This is a genomic window from Acidovorax sp., from assembly GCF_016783915.1.
Classification (GTDB): domain Bacteria; phylum Pseudomonadota; class Gammaproteobacteria; order Burkholderiales; family Burkholderiaceae_C; genus Acidovorax.
Window position 1 is genome coordinate 23,146 of record NZ_JADHVT010000008.1, and the last position, 16,237, is coordinate 39,382.

At 65.3% G+C, this 16,237-nt stretch carries 13 protein-coding genes; 3 read left to right on the top strand and 10 right to left on the bottom strand.

Going from position 1 to position 16,237, the window contains the following annotated elements:
* Positions 1-119 precede the first annotated feature (119 nt).
* Positions 120-1,040 carry a LysR family transcriptional regulator gene (locus ISS20_RS03295; protein ID WP_291433658.1) on the bottom strand — a complete coding sequence of 307 codons (921 nt, stop codon included), beginning with the start codon at positions 1,038-1,040 and terminating at the stop codon, positions 120-122.
* Positions 1,041-1,173: 133 nt separating this feature from the next.
* Here ISS20_RS03295 and ISS20_RS03300 point away from each other — a divergent pair, with 133 nt between their 5' ends.
* On the top strand, positions 1,174-2,154 hold the full coding sequence (locus ISS20_RS03300; protein WP_291433660.1) for a bile acid:sodium symporter family protein: 981 nt from the start codon (positions 1,174-1,176) through the stop codon (positions 2,152-2,154).
* 68 nt (positions 2,155-2,222) lie between these two features.
* Here ISS20_RS03300 and ISS20_RS03305 read toward each other — a convergent pair whose 3' ends face one another.
* From ISS20_RS03305 to ISS20_RS03320, 4 genes are all read right to left on the bottom strand, one after another.
* Complete coding sequence (locus tag ISS20_RS03305) at positions 2,223-3,878, bottom strand: Na/Pi cotransporter family protein (protein ID WP_291433662.1); 1,656 nt, start codon at positions 3,876-3,878, stop codon at positions 2,223-2,225.
* A 232-nt stretch (positions 3,879-4,110) separates the two neighbouring features.
* Positions 4,111-4,614, bottom strand: coding sequence for a signal peptidase II (gene lspA / locus ISS20_RS03310; RefSeq protein WP_291433664.1), 504 nt, complete (start codon positions 4,612-4,614; stop codon positions 4,111-4,113).
* On the bottom strand, positions 4,614-7,499 hold the full coding sequence (gene ileS / locus ISS20_RS03315; protein ID WP_291433666.1) for an isoleucine--tRNA ligase: 2,886 nt from the start codon (positions 7,497-7,499) through the stop codon (positions 4,614-4,616). The genes lspA and ileS overlap by 1 nt, the downstream gene beginning before the upstream one ends.
* Positions 7,500-7,612: 113 nt before the next feature.
* A complete protein-coding gene (locus tag ISS20_RS03320; protein WP_291433668.1) occupies positions 7,613-8,665 on the bottom strand; it encodes a bifunctional riboflavin kinase/FAD synthetase in 1,053 nt (350 codons plus the stop codon).
* A gap of 167 nt (positions 8,666-8,832) precedes the next feature.
* Here ISS20_RS03320 and ISS20_RS03325 point away from each other — a divergent pair, with 167 nt between their 5' ends.
* A complete protein-coding gene (locus tag ISS20_RS03325) occupies positions 8,833-9,390 on the top strand; it encodes an HNH endonuclease (RefSeq protein WP_291433671.1) in 558 nt (185 codons plus the stop codon).
* 420 nt (positions 9,391-9,810) lie between these two features.
* Here ISS20_RS03325 and ISS20_RS03330 read toward each other — a convergent pair whose 3' ends face one another.
* From ISS20_RS03330 to ISS20_RS03345, 4 genes are all read right to left on the bottom strand, one after another.
* Positions 9,811-11,205, bottom strand: coding sequence for an alpha/beta fold hydrolase (locus ISS20_RS03330; RefSeq protein ID WP_291433673.1), 1,395 nt, complete (start codon positions 11,203-11,205; stop codon positions 9,811-9,813).
* An 88-nt stretch (positions 11,206-11,293) separates the two neighbouring features.
* Positions 11,294-12,409 carry an acyl-CoA dehydrogenase family protein gene (locus ISS20_RS03335; RefSeq protein ID WP_291433675.1) on the bottom strand — a complete coding sequence of 372 codons (1,116 nt, stop codon included), beginning with the start codon at positions 12,407-12,409 and terminating at the stop codon, positions 11,294-11,296.
* Between the two features lie 12 nt (positions 12,410-12,421).
* On the bottom strand, positions 12,422-13,603 hold the full coding sequence (locus ISS20_RS03340; RefSeq protein WP_291433676.1) for an acyl-CoA dehydrogenase family protein: 1,182 nt from the start codon (positions 13,601-13,603) through the stop codon (positions 12,422-12,424).
* A gap of 47 nt (positions 13,604-13,650) precedes the next feature.
* Entirely contained in the window at positions 13,651-14,352 is a 702-nt protein-coding gene (locus ISS20_RS03345; RefSeq protein WP_291433677.1) for a YceH family protein, read from the bottom strand.
* A gap of 24 nt (positions 14,353-14,376) precedes the next feature.
* Between ISS20_RS03345 and purN the strand changes: the two genes are divergently transcribed.
* A complete protein-coding gene (gene purN / locus ISS20_RS03350) occupies positions 14,377-14,958 on the top strand; it encodes a phosphoribosylglycinamide formyltransferase (protein ID WP_291433678.1) in 582 nt (193 codons plus the stop codon).
* Between the two features lie 271 nt (positions 14,959-15,229).
* On the opposite strand, the gene ISS20_RS03355 is transcribed toward purN, so the two are convergent.
* On the bottom strand, positions 15,230-16,237 hold the full coding sequence (locus ISS20_RS03355; RefSeq protein ID WP_291433680.1) for an EF-hand domain-containing protein: 1,008 nt from the start codon (positions 16,235-16,237) through the stop codon (positions 15,230-15,232).

The window sequence follows — 16,237 nt, forward strand, 5'->3', positions numbered from 1 at the left end:
CCGCGCTGGCCGGGACGCAGCCCAGGCCCTGTAACGTGGCCCGCACGGCTGCATCCAGCGGTGTGTGGAGCTCTTCTTTAAGCCCGCAGCCGGCCGTTGGCCATGCGCGCGGGCTGCTCTCACTGGATTCTTCTGCCTGGCGTCTGGGTGTTGCGCTGCACCGCCACCGTTTTCACCAGGTCCCAGGCCGCCTGCGCCACGGGCGAGAGCGCGCGGTGCCTCCGGTGTACCAGCATGATCTCGCGGTCCACGCGCGGCACCAGGGGGCGCACCGCCAGCCGTGTCAGGCCTTCTGGCGGGAGCGCCAGGGTGGGGATCACCGAGATGCCCAGGCCTGCGTCCAGCATGCGGAAGATGGTGGTGGGGTGGCCCACCTCCTGGGCCACCGTGCAGGTCACGCCGTGCTCGGCCAGGGCGCGGTCGATCAGGCGGCGGCTGCCGGAGTCGTGGTCCAGCAGCACCAGCGCTTCGCCTTGCAGGTCGGTCCAGCGCACCTGGCGTTTGCCCGCCAGCCGGTGGCCGGGTGGGCAGGCCAGGCAAAAGGGTTCGGTCAGGATGGTCTCGCAGTGCAGCGCGTCGCGCTCGCTGGGGTCGATGACCACGCCAAAGTCCACCTCGCCCGACAGCACGCTGGCCAGTACTGCGCTCTGGATGCGGTCCAGCAGCACCAGCTCCAGCCCAGGCAGGGTGCGCTGGCAGTCGGCGATGCAGTCGGGCATGAGGTTGGCCGACAGCGTGGGGCTGCTGGCCACACGCACGCGGCCGCGCCGCTCTGTGGCCAGTTCCCTCACGTCCAGCAGCGTGTTCTCCAGCTCCTCCAGCACACGCGGCAGGCGTGCCGACAGGCGCTGGCCCGCATCGGTCAGCGTCACTTCGCGCGTGGTGCGGTTGAGCAGCTTCAGGCCCAGCTGGGCTTCCAGCTCGGTGATGCAGCGGCTCACGGCTGGTTGGGTCAGGCCCACCGCATCGCCGGTGCGGCTGAAGTTGCGGGTGGCGGCCACCGACTGAAACACATGCAGCTGGCGCAGGGTGATATTCATGCGCTCGAATCATAAATCCATCAGAGAAATCCATTTCTCTTTGGAATCAGGCTGCGGTCCAATGCGTGTCTTTGGGGTTTGTGTGCCCCATGTCCTTTTGCATTTTTTTTGCGCTGCCGCTGCGCTGTCACCCATGGCCCGTTCCCGTTTTCTCCCTGACAACTTCACCCTGGCCTTGCTGGGCACCGTCACCCTCGCAAGTGTGTTGCCTGCATCGGGCGTGGTGGCGCAGGCGCTGGAGGGCATCACCGTCGCCGCTGTGGCGCTGCTGTTCTTCTTGCACGGGGCCAAGCTCTCGCGGGATGCCATTGTGGCGGGGCTCTCGCACTGGCGGCTGCACCTGGTGGTCGTGGGCACCACGTTTGTGCTGTTCCCGCTGCTGGGCTGGGCGCTGCGGCCGGTGCTGCTGCCGCTGGTCACGCCCGGGCTTTACACCGGCATCCTGTACCTGTGCGTGCTGCCAGCCACCGTGCAGTCGGCCATTGCGTTCACGGCCATGGCGCGCGGCAACATGCCTGCGGCCATCTGCAGCGCGTCGGCATCGACCCTGCTGGGCATTGTGATCACACCGCTGCTGGTGGGTCTGCTGCTGCCCGAGGCACAGCAGCAGGCGGGTGCTGCGCAGCATGACACGCTGGCCAACATCGGCCGCATCACCTTGCAGCTGCTGGTGCCCTTTGTGGCGGGCCACCTGCTGCGTCCGTGGATTGGCGGTTTTGTGCAACGCCGGGCGGCCGCGCTCAAGCTGGTGGACCAGGGCTCCATCCTGCTGGTGGTGTTCACTGCCTTCAGTGCGGCGGTGGTCGAGGGGTTGTGGCGGCAGCTGCCCGCGTCTGCGCTGCTGGGCCTGGTGGTTGTGTGCGCCGTGCTGCTGACCCTGGCGCTGGTGACCACCACCTGGGTCGCGCGGCGCATGGGTTTCTCTAAGGAGGACGAAATCACCCTGGTGTTCTGCGGCTCCAAGAAGAGCCTGGCCAGCGGTGTGCCCATGGCCAAGGTGCTGTTTGCGTCGCACGCGGTGGGCGCCATCGTGCTGCCCATCATGGTGTTCCACCAGATGCAGCTGATGGTGTGTGCGGTGCTGGCGCAGCGCTATGCGCAGCGCAGTGCGTAGACGCCAGTTTGCTATATTTTATGTAGCTGAAAGCGTATGGAGAATATGCGCCTGCAGCCCAAAAGGCTTCAACTTTGTTCGTTGAGCGTGCGCAGGCGGCTGGGCGCCAGGGCACCGGCCGATTCCAGGATGGGGTAGGCCACCGAGCACAACAGCGAGTTGATGCGCTTGAGTTCGCTGATCAGGTCGATGTGCAGCGAGCTGGTCTCGATGCTCTGCACCGTGTTGTCCGACAGGCGTGCCAGGTGGGTGGCCGAATAGGCGTGTTCCAGGTCGCGAAAACGCGCTTTTTCTTCGAGCAGCTTTTGCGCATCGCGCACGCTGCCGTTCAAGAACACGCTCATCGCCAGCCGCAGGTTGTCGATCAGGCGGGCGTGCAGCTCGTTGATCTCTTCCATGCCCGCCTCGGAGAACTGGCGGCCCTTCTTGATCTTCTTGTCCTCGATGTCGATGAGCACGCGCTCGATGATGTCGCCGATCTGCTCCATGTTGATGGTGAAGCTGATGATGTCGGCCCAGCGGCGGCCCTCGCGTTCGTCCAGGGCCTCGCGCGAGATCTTGGTCATGTAGTACTTGATAGCCGAATACAGGCCGTCCACCTCGTCGTCGAGCTTGCGCAGGTTCTCCGCCAGTTGCAGGTCGTCGGTGCGGATCACCTTGTGCAGGCCCAGCAGCATCGATTCGACCACGTCGGCCTGGTGCAGGGCTTCGCGCGCGGCGCATGAGATGGCAAGGGATGGAGTGGCGAGGGCCGAAGGGTCCAGATGCTGGGGCCGGGTGCCCGCAGCAGCCTGCGCCTTTTCGACAGGCAGCAGACGCTGCACGGTGCGAGCCACCGTGCCGGTCAGGCCGATGCAGACAATGCCCACCACCACGTTGAAGGCCAGATGGAACAGCACCACCAGGGCGGCGGTTTCGGGCACGTAAGGCCTCACATGCTGCAGCCACAGGCCCGTGAGCGGCGTCATGATGAGCACGCCAATGATCTTGAAGAACAGGTTGCCCAGTGGTACCTGGCGTGTCTGCACGTTGGACTTCATGGTGGTCAACACCGCCAGCACGCCGCTGCCCAGGTTGGCGCCCAGCACCAGACCCAGCGCCACGTCCGCCGGAATACCGCCCGAGCCCGCCAGCGCCGCTGTGAGCAACACGGTGGCGAGGCTGGAGTACGCCACGATGGCCAGAATGGCGCCGGTAAAAATCTCCAGCAGCAGATCGCTGGTGAGTGCGCCCAGCAGCGTACGCACGGTGGGCGACTGGGTGAGCACCGTGGTCGATTCGGTGATGAGGCGCAGCGCCAGCAGCATCAGCCCCAGGCCGATCAGCACCCGGCCCACGCGGCCCACGGCGGTGTCCTTGCGCGAGATGAACAGCACCACGCCCACAAAGATGAAAAGGGGCGACAGCCACGACAGATCCATGGAGAACACCACGGCCATCACGCTGGTGCCCACGTCGGCGCCCAGCATCACGGCCAGCGCGGCGGGCAGTCCCACCAGGCCCTGGCCCACAAAGGACGACACGATGAGCGCGGTGGCCGTGCTCGACTGCACCACGGCCGTCACGCCGATGCCTGAGAGCACGGCGGTGAACCGGCTGCTGACGCTGTGCGCAATCAGCTGGCGCAGGTTGGCGCCAAAAACCCGCAGGATGCCGGTGCGCACCAGGTGGGTGCCCCAGATCAGCAGCGCCACGGCTGCCAGGAGATTGAGGAGATGCTTCATGAAAACCGTTGTTTCTTCTTCTTGTGATGGGCGCAAACCCTGCTACGACCAGACCCCGTGGACCAATGCAAGAACCGCACACACGGACTGTCATAAAACTGACACATAAGCATACTCCTGAATCCATAGCGCTGGAGCAGATGCCCATGTCGGTGCTGGGTGCGTTGCGGTGTCCCAAACAGCACGGCCCGCATGCAGCGGGCCGTATTGGGGGGGAAGTCAGGGGGCGGCCTCAGCGCTCGCGCCGCACTCTCAGCAGCTCGTCCAGGATCAGGCAGGCCGCGCCCACCGTGATGGCCGAATCCGCCAGGTTGAACGATGGGAAGTACCAGCCCGCGTAGTGGAACTGCAAAAAGTCCACCACATAGCCGTGCATGAGCCGATCCACCACGTTGCCTACCGCTCCGCCCAGGATGCTGGATAGCGCAAAGCTGAACAGTTTCTGGCCCGGGTGGGCGCGCAACTGCCACACGATGAAGATCGTGGCCACCACACCGATGCCGGTGAACAGCCAGCGCTGCCAGCCGCCCGCGTCCGACAGGAAAGAAAACGCCGCCCCGGTGTTGTGGGCGCGCACGATGTTGAAGAAGCTGGTGATGAACGTGGAGTCGCCCAGCTGGTAGTGGTTGAGGATCAGCGTCTTGGTGATCTGATCGGCCCCCATCAGGAGCACCGCCCACGCCAGCCAGGGCCACATGCCCGCGCCGGTGCGCCCGGCTTGTGCTGTGCGGGCCATCAGGCGTGCGCCCGGCTTTCGCCGTCCCCATGGAGGTTGCTGGTGCAACGGCCGCAGATGGTGGGGTGGGCGGCATCGCTGCCCACATCACTGCGGTAGTGCCAGCAGCGCTCGCATTTCGCATCTGAACTGGGCTTGACGCTGATCTGCAAAGCGCTACCAGCTACCAATTCGATAGCGGAGGTGATGAACACGAACTTGAGGTCATCACCCAGGCTGGCGAGCAGCGCGTGGTCTTCGGGCGCAGCCGTGAGCGTGACCGTCGCCTGCAGCGACGATCCTACCTGGCCGGCGGCGCGCAGGGCCTCGATCTCCTTGTTCACTGCGTCGCGGATCTCACGCAAGCGCGCCCACTTGGCCAGCAAGCCCTCGTCGGCGCCAGCGCCCACGCCTGCGATGTTGCCGTAGGTCTCCAGGAAGATGGAATCGGAGCTGCCGAACACCTTCCATGCCTCTTCGGCCGTGAACGACAGGAAGGGCGCCATCCAGCGCAGCATGGCGTGCGTGATGTTGTAGAGCGCGGTCTGCGCGCTGCGGCGGGCCAGGCTCTTGGGTGCCGTGGTGTACAGGCGGTCCTTGAGCACGTCCAGGTAAAAGCCGCCCAGGTCTTCCGAGCAGTACAGCTGCAGCTTGGCCACCACGGGGTGGAACTCGTACACCTTGTAGTGCGCCAGCACCTCGGCCTGGAACTCGGACGCGCGGGTGAGCGCGTAGCGGTCAATCTCCAGCATCTGGTCGAACGGCACGGCGTCTGTGGCGGGGTTGAAGTCGCTCACGTTGGCCAGCAAGAAGCGCAGCGTGTTGCGGATGCGGCGGTAGGCATCCACCACGCGCGCCAGGATCTTCTCGTCGCCCGCGATGTCGCCCGAGTAGTCGCTGGCGGCCACCCACAGGCGGATGATCTCGGCGCCGAGCTTCTTGTTGATCTCCTGCGGGTCGATGCCATTGCCCAGCGACTTGCTCATCTTGCGGCCCTGGCTGTCCACGGTGAAGCCATGGGTCAGCAGGCCGCGGTAGGGCGCACGGCCTTCCAGCGCCGAGGCCAACAGCAGCGAGCTGTGGAACCAGCCGCGATGCTGGTCATGGCCTTCGAGGTAGAGGTCGGCCTCGGGGCCGGTGTCATGGTGCACCTCGGGGTGCGTGCCGCGCAGCACATGGCTGAAGGTGGATCCGGAGTCGAACCACACTTCCAGGATGTCGGTGCTCTTGGTGTAGTGCGGCGCGTCTTCGGCGCCCAGGATCTCTTCGGTCGTCACGCGGCTCCAGGCTTCGATGCCGCCCTTTTCCACGATGTCAGCCGCCTGGTCCATGATCTCCATGGTGCGCGGGTGCAGCTCGCCCGAATCCTTGTGCAAAAAGAACGGGATGGGCACGCCCCAGCTGCGCTGGCGCGAGATGCACCAGTCGGGCCGCCCGGCGATCATGTCGTGCAGGCGGGCCTTGCCGTTCTCGGGGTAGAAGCTGGTGTGCTCGATCGCGTCCAGTGCGATCTGGCGCAGCGTCTTGGCGGGCTTCATGCCGGGCTTTGTGAACACGCCTTCGCCCTCGTCCATGCGGATGAACCACTGGGCCGCCGCGCGGTAGATCACCGGCGTCTTGTGGCGCCAGCAGTGCGGGTAGCTGTGGGTGATGTCCTTGGTGGTCATCAGGCGGCCTGCGTTGCGCAGCGCTTCGATGATGACGGGTACGGCCTTCCAGATGTGCTGGCCGCCAAACAGCGGGAAGTCCGCCGCGTAGGTTCCGTTGCCCTGTACGGGGTTCAGGATCTCGTCGAGCGCCATGCCATGCGCGCGGCAGGAGTTGAAGTCTTCCAGACCGTAGGCGGGCGAGGAATGCACGATACCGGTGCCGTCGTCGGCCGTGGCGTAGTCGGCCAGGTACACGGGCGACAGGCGGCGGTAGCCAAAGCTGCCGTCCTCGCTGGCCACGTCGTACAGCGGGTGTTGGAATTCGATGCCGCCCAGGTTCTTGCCGAGGGTGGTGGCCAGCACGCTGCCGGTGAGGCCATAGCGCTCGAGGCACGAGGCTACCAGCGGCTCGGCCACCAGCAGGATGCGCTCGCCCGTGTCCACCAGCGCATAGCTGATCTCGGGGTTGAGGTTCAGGGCCTGGTTGGCGGGGATGGTCCAGGCGGTCGTGGTCCAGATGACGACGAACGCCTCCTTGGTCAAGGCAGGCAAGCCGAAGGCGGCGGCCAGCTTGGCGGGGTCGTGCGACTTGAAGGCCACATCCAGCGTGGTGCTCTTCTTGTCCTGGTACTCGATCTCGAACTCGGCCAGCGACGAGCCGCAGTCAAAACACCAGTACACGGGCTTGAGGCCACGGTACACAAAGCCGCGCTCCATCACGCGCTTGAAGGCGCGGATTTCGCCCGCTTCGTTGGCGGGGTTCATGGTCTTGTAAGGGTTGTCCCATTCGCCCAGCACGCCCAGGCGTTTGAAGTCCACCATCTGCTGCGCGATCTGCTCCGTGGCGAACGCGCGGCTCTTGGCCTGCATGTCGTCGCGGCTCAGGTTGCGGCCGTGTTTCTTCTCGATGGCGTTCTCGATCGGCAGGCCGTGGCAGTCCCAGCCAGGCACGTACAGCGCGTCAAAGCCTTCGAGCTGGCGCGCCTTGGTGATCATGTCCTTCAGGATCTTGTTGACCGCGTGGCCCATGTGGATCTGGCCGTTGGCGTAGGGCGGGCCGTCGTGCAGGATGAACTTGGGCGCACCCCGACGGGCATCACGCAGGCGCTTGTAGATGCCTTGGTCTTCCCAGTCCTTGACCCAGCCCGGCTCGCGCTTGGGCAGGTCGCCGCGCATGGGGAAGGGGGTGTCAGGCAGGTTCAGCGTGCTGCGGTAGTCCGGGGCGGTGGATGCGGGGGTACTGGCGTTGTCGGACATGAAGGAGCCTTAAAACGGGGCATTCCGGGGCAGGCCCGGGGCAATGCGGGGAAAGAGGGAGCGAAACGCGGGAGGTGTCGGGCCTGCAGGGCAGGCGCTGCGCAGGCAGCCCCCTAAATTCGGTCGCGCGTGGTCTGGCGCCGGGTCTCGGTGTGGTTGGGGGCGGCGTGGGCCGATGCAAAGTAGGCGCGCGCATCCGCACAGTCTTTCGCGATGCCCGTCGTCAGGGCGTCCAGACTGTCGTACTTCAGTTCGTCGTGCAGTTTGTGCAGCAGTTCCACACGCACGATTTTACCGTACGCCCCTTCGGCGCCCAGTTCCGCAGGCCAGTGCAGGCAATGGGTTTCTAGCAGTACGCGGCCGCCGTTCACGTCATTGGGGTCCAGGGAGGGGCGCACGCCCAGGTTGGCCACTCCCGGCAAGGGCTCGCCAGCAAGGCCATGCACCAGCACGGCAAAGATGCCGCTGGCGGCAGGCTTCCAGTGGGCAAATCGCAAGTTGAGCGTTCGAAAGCCATCGCCCGCGCCTTCTGCCGTGGCGCCTAGCTCGCGCCCGAGCTTGCGGCCATGCACCACATGGCCACTGATGGTGTAGGGCCGCCCCAGCAGGCGCGCGGCCGCCTCCATGTCGCCTGCGGCCAGGGCCTGGCGCACGGCGGAACTGGACACGCGCAGCCCATGCACCTCGTAGCTGTTCATGCGCGCTACGTCAAAGCCCTTGGCTTGCCCGGCAGCGTCCAGCATGGCGTAGTCGCCCGCGCGCTGGCGGCCAAAGCGGAAATCGTCGCCCACCAGCACGTAACGTGCGCCCAGGCCATGCACCAGCACCTCGTCGATGAAAGCGTCGGGCGACTGGGCTGCCAGCAGCGCGTCAAACGGTAGCACCACGGTCTGCTGCACGCCGCAGCGGGCCAGTTCGGTGAGCTTGTCCCGCAAGGTGCCGATCCGGGCTGGTGCCAGTTCGGGCTTGTGGTGGGCCCCGGCAAAGTAGTCGCGTGGGTGGGGCTCGAAAGTCAGGACACAGCTTTCCACTCCCCGGTGTGCTGCCTCGCTGTTCAACAGGGCCAGCATGGCCTGGTGACCCCGGTGCACGCCATCGAAATTGCCGATGGTCAGCGCACACGCATCGGCGATGCCAGGGTGGTGGAATCCGCGAAAGATCTTCATCGGTTTGTTATCTTTTTGATAGCGGTCTGTGCAAGCGCAATAAGCGCAGGACGCCAATTTGTCATGAAAACGGAGTATATTGTGACCCACGGCTGGCCTCGCGCAGGGCTGCCCGCGAGACATCTGCGTTCCGATCCTTGTGTACTTTGTGTTCCAGGAGGCGTGTTTTGAAGGTCTTGAAGCTGTCAGCCCAAGGGCTGCCCCAATCGTGGATTTCACTCGAACAGGCGGTGATTCACTACGCCGCTGGTGAGGTGCGCTGGGAGTCCGGTGCCCAGATCGCCCGGTTCCGGGGCGGGCACAACGCCATCACGGGTGAGCAATCGGTGATCGCCATCAACAGCATCATCGGCACCAAGGGCGTGCCCAGCATCAACCCTTTTGAGCTCAAACCCAGCCTGACCAACAGCAAGCTGTTTGCCCGCGACCGCAATGTGTGTGCCTACTGCGGCGGGCATTTTCACGAAGAAGACCTCACGCGCGAGCACATCGTGCCGTTTGCCCGCAACGGCCAGGACCACTGGATGAACGTGGTCACGGCGTGCCGCCCCTGCAACCACCGCAAAGGTCCTCGCACGCCTGAGCAGGCGCACATGCCGTTGCTGTATGCGCCCTATGTGCCGAGCCTCTGGGAAGACTTCATCCTGCGCAACCGGCGCATCCTTGCCGATCAGATGGAGTTCCTGATGGCCCACGTGCCAAAGTCTTCCAGACTGTTGGCTTAGTTGGCGAAGCGGCCAATATGGCCCCGCTGGCGTCGTTGCTCCGTCTTGCCGTGAGGGCCTGCCAACCCTCTTTTCGGGGATCGCGTTTCCCGACCTGGGGGCGGGATGCAAGGCGCCTGTGCGCAGCAAGGTAGGCACCTTGCAAGCGCGGGCAACGCCGCAGACCGCCCCCAGGCCGGGCAACCCGAAGGGAAGGCCCCTGCGGGCGCGCCACTCGTCGTTCCGCTCCTTACGTGTGCAAGAGCGCACGCGGCGTCGCGCGCCTAGATTGGCACGCCCGCAAGGGCCTTCGCGACCCCGAAAAGAGGGTTGACAGGCCCTTCGTACTGTCTGCGACGGAGCGCCTAGCCATCGGGGCCATCTTGACCGCTCTTGGTGATGTCCTGCGTGCAGCACAGGCACCGGGCAGCGCCTATTCCATCAGTAAGTCAATTCGAGAAACACCAGGTGGCCGCTGGCCGCAGGCCAAGTCTGCCCCACCAAGCGCTCTCCGTTGAACTCTGCCGCGATAGCGCGCACGCCGCCCGCAGGCTTGACCTTGGCAGATGCAACACCTGCCCCAGCGGGCACACCAGCAGGTGGGGTGCCATCCAGCAGCATCTTGTCGCGCGCCGGGTCCAGATAGCCACGGGGGCGGCTCAGTGTGACGATGGATTCGGCGGCCTTGTCTGCGTCGGCGATGCGTTCGGGGCGCAGGTGGATGAGATCACTGCTGCGCGGAAAGCCGCTGCGGTAGATGTGGGTGGTGGCGTAGCCGGGGGCGGCGATCACAAACTCGATGGGCGAGCCGGTGGGGACGGCCAGCGGGCCCCATTGGCCATCCGCACCCACCGTTTTGCGCAGCAAGGCATTGCCCGCGCGGGCGCCCGTGGCGGGGTCGGTGGCGTACACCTCCAGCTGCGCGCCCGCCAGGGGCAGGTTGTTGCTGAAGTTGCCGGTCTTGGGGTCCGCAGAGTCCACGCCCAGACCGGTGACCTTGCCGTTGAGCACGACGGATTTTTCGGCCGCAATGTCGGTGCGTGCCGGAGCCTTGCCGGTGATGAAGCGGTAGGTGGCTTCAAACGCGGCGGGCGAGTACGACGTTTCGCGGTGGTCGATGCGCGGAATCACCACGTTGGTGGCACCTTTGAGTTCGGGGCCGGCGGCGGTCACGTTGGTGGCCGTGCCTTTCTGGCCGATCCACAGGCCATCGGGCTGGGCGAACTTGTCGTTGTTGTCCGAGCGGATGGTCAGCCATTTCACGGGGCCGCTCACCTCGTCGCCCGCCGCATTCTTGGGGGCGTTCAGCGCCTTGAGGAACGGGCCTGTGCCCGAGAACTCGTTGCCTTCGCGGAACCCCGGGATCGCCCACACACCGTGGTTGGGGGTGCCACCCAGGATGGCGTGGCTCACGGTCTTGTCACCGCCGCCGTTGTAGATGTAGTTGCGGATGGCATTGCCGCCGCGCGAGTTGCCTACCAGCACCACCTGGCGGGCGCCCGTGATCTTGAGCACCTTGTCCACCTCGGCCTTCAGGTAGGCCATATGCTCATAGGCCGACGTGCGGCCCGCCTGCGGTTTGGCGTCCTCATCACGCGACAGGGGGTAGGGCACGTCAATGGCGTGCAGGCGCTCGCGTGGCCAGCCGTTGGATTCGAACCGCCATACGGTGGTCTGCCACAGCGCGGCGGTGTCGCCATTGCCATGCACAAAGACGATGGGCGGCGCCTCGGCCAGGCTGGGGCTCTTGGTAGCGCAGCCTGCCAGCGCCAGGGTGGCGGCCGCAGCGGCAGCCAGCAAAAGGGATCGGCGTGGCAACAGGAATGCGTGATTCATGGGGGTGTCTCCAAAAAGAAAAAATGCCCGTGGACTGGGGAATCCACGAGCATCGTCTGCGGGTGTTACGCGGCTGCGTCAGTTCACATCAGGCGAACACGCCTGCGGTGTCTTGCATGCGGGCGGACACTTCACCCAGGTGGTGCAGCGTGTCGCCAAAAGTCACTTCCAACTGCGTGAGCTTCTTGAAATAGTGGCTTACGATGTATTCGTCCGTCACGCCGATGCCGCCATGCAGTTGCACAGCCTGCTGGCCCACAAAACGCATCGATTGGCCCAGTTGGACCTTGGTACGGGCCATGGCGGCGCGGCGTTCGGCAGCGGGGGCGCCGAGCTTGAGGCTGGCGTAGTAGCTCATTGATCGGGCCAGCTCCAGCTGCATCTTCATGTCGGCCACGCGGTGGCGCAGTGCCTGGAAGCTGGCAATGAACACGCCAAACTGCTTGCGTTGGTTCATGTATTCGACCGTGATGGCCACGGTCTTGTCCATCACGCCAACGGCTTCCGCGCAGGCTGCGGCGATGCCAGTGTCCACAGCCAGCTCCAGCGCGGCCAGGCCGTCGGTGGTGATGAGCGTGGCAGGGGCGTTGGTCAGGTGCACCTCAGCGGCGCGGCTGCCGTCTTGCGTGACGTAGCCCTGCGTGGTCACGCCGCTGGCAGTGCGTTCGACCAGAAAGAGGGCGATGTGGCCGTCGAGCTGCGCAGGCACGATGAAGGCGTCGGCCTTGTCGCCCGCAGGTACTACGCTTTTGATAGCTGTTACCGCATATCCTGATTGCGCCTTGGCCGCTTTTGCATCGCAAACGTCCAGGCGGTAGCGCGCCTTTCGCTCCTGCTGGGCCAGCACCACCAGGGCTTCACCGCTGGCCACGCGGGGCAGCCATGCGCCCTGTACGTCGGCCGGTGCGTAGTGCGACAGCACGCTGCTGGCAATGAAGGCTTGCGCAATCGGCTCCAGCACAATGCCGCGGCCCAGTTCTTCGGCCACGACCATCGCATCGATGGCACCCTGACCCATGCCGTCGTGCGCTTCGGGCACGGTGAGGGCGGTCAGGCCCAACTCGGCCAGCTCGTTCCATGCGGCGCGGTCAAAACCGCCAGCGGCCACGGCGGCGCGGCGGCGCTCGAACGTGTAGCCCTTGTCCACCCACTTGCGCACGGCGTCGCGCAGTTGTTCCTGGTCGTCAGAAAAATCGAAATCCATGTTCTTGTCTCCTTAGCCCAGAACCGTCTGCGCGACGATGTTGCGTTGAACTTCATTGCTGCCGCCATAGATCGTGGTCTTGCGCAGGTTGAAGTAGGTGGATGCCAGCGGTGCGTTGGCGGTGACACCGCCTGGGAAGTTGCCTTGCCAGCCAGCTTCCATGGCTTCTTCGATGAAGGGCATGGCAAAGGGGCCGGCGGCCAGCATCATCAACTCGGCATAGCGCTGCTGGATCTCGCTGCCCTTGATCTTGAGCAGACCTGCGATGTCGAGCGAGTTCTTGCCTGACTTCTCGGCCGACAGCACCCGCAGCACCAGCATTTCCAGGGCGACGATGTCCACTTCGAGCAGGGCGATCTGGTCGCGGAAGCGCAGGTCGTCCCATACGCCTTCGGTCTTGGCAATGCGCTTGAGGCGCTCCAGTTCGCGCTTGCTGCGGTTCACGTCGGCGATGTTGGTGCGCTCGTGGCTCAGCAGGTGCTTGGCGTAGGTCCAGCCCTTGTTCTCTTCGCCGATCAGGTTTTCGGCGGGCACTTCGACGTTGTCGAAGAACACCTCGTTCACTTCGCACTCGCCGTCCAGCAGCTTGATGGGGCGCACGGTGACGCCCTTGGACTTCATGTCCAGCAGCAGGAAGGAGATGCCGGTTTGCGGCTTGCCCTCGGTGCTGGTGCGCACCAGGTTGAACATCCAGTCGCCGTACTGGCCCAGGGTGGTCCAGGTCTTTTGGCCATTGACGATGTACTTGTCGCCCACGCGCTCGGCGCGGGTCTTGACGGAGGCCAGGTCCGAGCCAGAACCGGGTTCACTGTAGCCCTGGCTCCACCACACTTCGCCGCTGGCGATGCCAGGCAAAAAGCGCTTTTGCTGTTCGGCATTGCCAAACGCCATGATCACCGGGGCCACCATCACCGGGCCAAACGGCACGATGCGGGGCGCGCCGGCCAGGGCGCATTCTTCTTCAAACAGGTGCTTTTGCACGGCCGTCCAGCCGGGGCCGCCAAATTCTGTGGGCCAGCCAAAGCCCAGCCAGCCTTTTTTGCCCAGAATCTTGGCCCAGCCCTGCATGTCCTCGCGGGTCAGGCGCAAGGCGTTGTGGACCTTGTGAGAGATTTCTTTGGGCAGATTGGCGTGAACCCAAGCGCGAATCTCTTCGCGAAAGGCCTGCTCTTCGGGGGTGAATGCGAGATCCATGCGGTGCGTCTCCTAATGATTACGCATTTGTAGCACGGTCGTTCGTTTTATTCCTGTCCGGGTGGCGACATTGGACTGAAGTCAGGGGAAATGCCTAGCTCGGCGCACAGGCGCTGCACGGTGTTGCGCAGGCTCGCCACTTCGGCCTCCAGGGCGTCCACACGGGCCTGCAATGCGGGCGATGCGGCTGTTGCCGTATTCCCGGGCGCTGAATGGCTGGCGGTGGTATCCACCGGCCCGCACATCAAGTGGGCCCAGCGCTGCTCGCGCGCGCCAGGAGCGCGGGGCAGCTGCACGACCAGCGGGCCACCCTTTTCGGCACTGCGCTCCTGCAGCTCGTCCAGAAAGGCTTCGACCGACGAAATGTCGGCAAACCGGTACCAGCGCTCGGCGTTGATGCGCAGCTCGCCCGCCGTCTGCGGGCCGCGCAGCATCAACAGGCCCAGCAGCACGGCCGACTGCTCGGGCACGCCCACGCCGCGCTGGAAGTTGTGCTCCCAGCGTGTGGTGCGGTTGCCGCTGCTTTCAAACGCCAGCGTCAGCAGCTTGAGCGAATCCAGCGCCTCCTGCGCCTCGGCGTCACTCAGGTTCATCACCGGGTCGCGGCTGGTTTTTTGGTTGCAGCCCGTGACCAGGCCGTTGAGCGACATGGGGTAGCTGTCGGGCACGGTGCGCGCCTTTTCCATCAGGGTGGCAAGCACGCGGGCTTCGTTGGGGGTGAGGGGGCGGGTCGCAGGGTCAAAAGGCATGGCTGGGATAATCCGGGGCAATTTATGAAGAACATCGTCATTCTGATCTCTGGCGGCGGCTCGAACATGGCCACCATCGTTCGCACCGCGCAACAAGAGAACTGGGCCCATCGCTATGGCGCCCGCGTGGCGGCCGTGATCAGCAACAAACCGGATGCTGCGGGGCTGGTGTTTGCGCGCGAGCACGGTATCGCCGCCGAGGCGCTAGACCACAAGGCCTTTGCCAGCCGCGAGGCGTTCGATGCGGAACTGGCCGCCACCATCGACCGCCACCAGCCTACGCTGGTGGTGCTGGCGGGGTTCATGCGTATTCTGACGCCCGGATTTGTGGCGCACTACGCCGGGCGGCTCATCAATATCCACCCCTCGCTGTTGCCAGCCTTTACCGGGCTGCACACGCACCAGCGCGCCATCGACGCGGGCTGCAAGTTTGCGGGCGTGACGGTGCACCAGGTGACAGCAGAGCTGGATGTGGGCCCCATTCTCGACCAGGCCGTGGTGCCGGTGCTGCCGGGCGACACCGCCGAGACGCTGGCCGCCCGGGTGCTGACCCAGGAGCATGTGATCTACCCCCGCGCCGTGCGGGCGCTGGTGCGCTCCCTGTAGGGGGGGAGGTCGGGGCGAGGCAGGCTGGGCGCGTGGCGTGCCCACCGCTCCCTCGCTGACAGGGTTAATGCTGCTAAATTTATAGCTATCAAGGCATGATGCACTAGCGCATCTGGCCGATTTGAATCAGATTTCGTGTCCCAGGGCCCACCCACCAACCCCGGGGCCGGATTCTGGCTCGCACAGCTCGTCAACTGACGGGCGAATCGCACTGTGCGGCCAGAAATCAGGGGCGCGTCCCGGAGGGCGCCGCCTGGTCGTTCACACCTTGTCAGGCCACGGCGCTCAGACTGCTGGTGTTCGACGCCGTGCGCCAGTCGCTGGCGGCGCGTTCGTACTGCTGTCGCGCAAAGTCGGCCAGCCGCGCCAGGTCGTTGCGGCCGGTGGACTCGGTGCTGGTGCTGGTGGTGGTGGACTGCACCTGGCTGGTCAGCTGGTCGATGAACGCCTTCGACTCGCTGGCGCTGATGCTGGCATCGCCGTCGGTGTCGATGGCGTTGAACAGCGCGGTGATGGCGTCCTGCTCGGCCGTACTGGTTCCTCCCGCCAGGCGCTCGGCGGCCGAGACCACGCCATCCTCGTTGGTGTCCAGGGGGTCGTAGCTGGTCGCCGAGCTGCTGTCGGATGCGGCGTCAGCGCCACCTGCCCCCCTCGGACCACCCGGAGGTGGTGGCATGCCGCCCATGGCCTGCATGCCCTCGGCACCCGCGCCGGGGCCTGAGGGACGACCCGCATCGAACTCGGCCTGCGTCAGGCTGCCATCACCATCGGTATCCAGCTGGCTGAACACGTCGTCGCTGCTCACGCCGGTCTGGCTGGCGGTGCCGCCGGACATGGCCTCCAGCAGGGCCTGCAGCTCGGTCTTGCTCACGGCGCCATCGCCGTCGCTGTCCACCTTGCCAAACAGGTCGTCGCCCGCTTGGCCCGTGGCGTTGGTGGCCGAACTGCTGCCTTCGCCACCGCGCGACTGGGCAAATGCCATGGTGGAGGGGGGCGGTGGCAGCACGCTTTGCAGAGTCTTGCCAAGCTCGTCGGCGTTCAGGCTGCCGTCGCCGTTGGCGTCGTATTGCTTCACCAGGTCGGCCGCGCTGGTCTGGCTGCTGACGCCGGTTTTCTTCGCCACGTTGTCCAGCAGGCCCTGCAATTCGGTGTCGCTCACGCCGCCGCTACCGTCGGTATCGATCTTGGACAGCAGCCGCTCCGGCGAAGGCCCCGGGCGCGATGCCCGCTGCACGCTCGCACTGGACCAGGCACTGCTGACGCTACTGATGGTCGTCAT

What these genes read in the sequence shown, in the direction of transcription:
- ISS20_RS03330 (WP_291433673.1), bottom strand. Translation starts at nt 11,205, where the DNA reads ATGAATCACGCATTCCTGTTGCCACGCCGATCCCTTTTGCTGGCTGCC.
- ISS20_RS03335 (WP_291433675.1), bottom strand. Translation starts at nt 12,409, where the DNA reads ATGGATTTCGATTTTTCTGACGACCAGGAACAACTGCGCGACGCCGTG.
- ISS20_RS03300 (WP_291433660.1), top strand. Translation starts at nt 1,174, where the DNA reads ATGGCCCGTTCCCGTTTTCTCCCTGACAACTTCACCCTGGCCTTGCTG.
- purN (WP_291433678.1), top strand. Translation starts at nt 14,377, where the DNA reads ATGAAGAACATCGTCATTCTGATCTCTGGCGGCGGCTCGAACATGGCC.
- ISS20_RS03320 (WP_291433668.1), bottom strand. Translation starts at nt 8,665, where the DNA reads ATGAAGATCTTTCGCGGATTCCACCACCCTGGCATCGCCGATGCGTGT.
- ISS20_RS03355 (WP_291433680.1), bottom strand. Translation starts at nt 16,237, where the DNA reads ATGACGACCATCAGTAGCGTCAGCAGTGCCTGGTCCAGTGCGAGCGTG.
- ISS20_RS03305 (WP_291433662.1), bottom strand. Translation starts at nt 3,878, where the DNA reads ATGAAGCATCTCCTCAATCTCCTGGCAGCCGTGGCGCTGCTGATCTGG.
- lspA (WP_291433664.1), bottom strand. Translation starts at nt 4,614, where the DNA reads ATGGCCCGCACAGCACAAGCCGGGCGCACCGGCGCGGGCATGTGGCCC.
- ISS20_RS03340 (WP_291433676.1), bottom strand. Translation starts at nt 13,603, where the DNA reads ATGGATCTCGCATTCACCCCCGAAGAGCAGGCCTTTCGCGAAGAGATT.
- ileS (WP_291433666.1), bottom strand. Translation starts at nt 7,499, where the DNA reads ATGTCCGACAACGCCAGTACCCCCGCATCCACCGCCCCGGACTACCGC.
- ISS20_RS03295 (WP_291433658.1), bottom strand. Translation starts at nt 1,040, where the DNA reads ATGAATATCACCCTGCGCCAGCTGCATGTGTTTCAGTCGGTGGCCGCC.
- ISS20_RS03345 (WP_291433677.1), bottom strand. Translation starts at nt 14,352, where the DNA reads ATGCCTTTTGACCCTGCGACCCGCCCCCTCACCCCCAACGAAGCCCGC.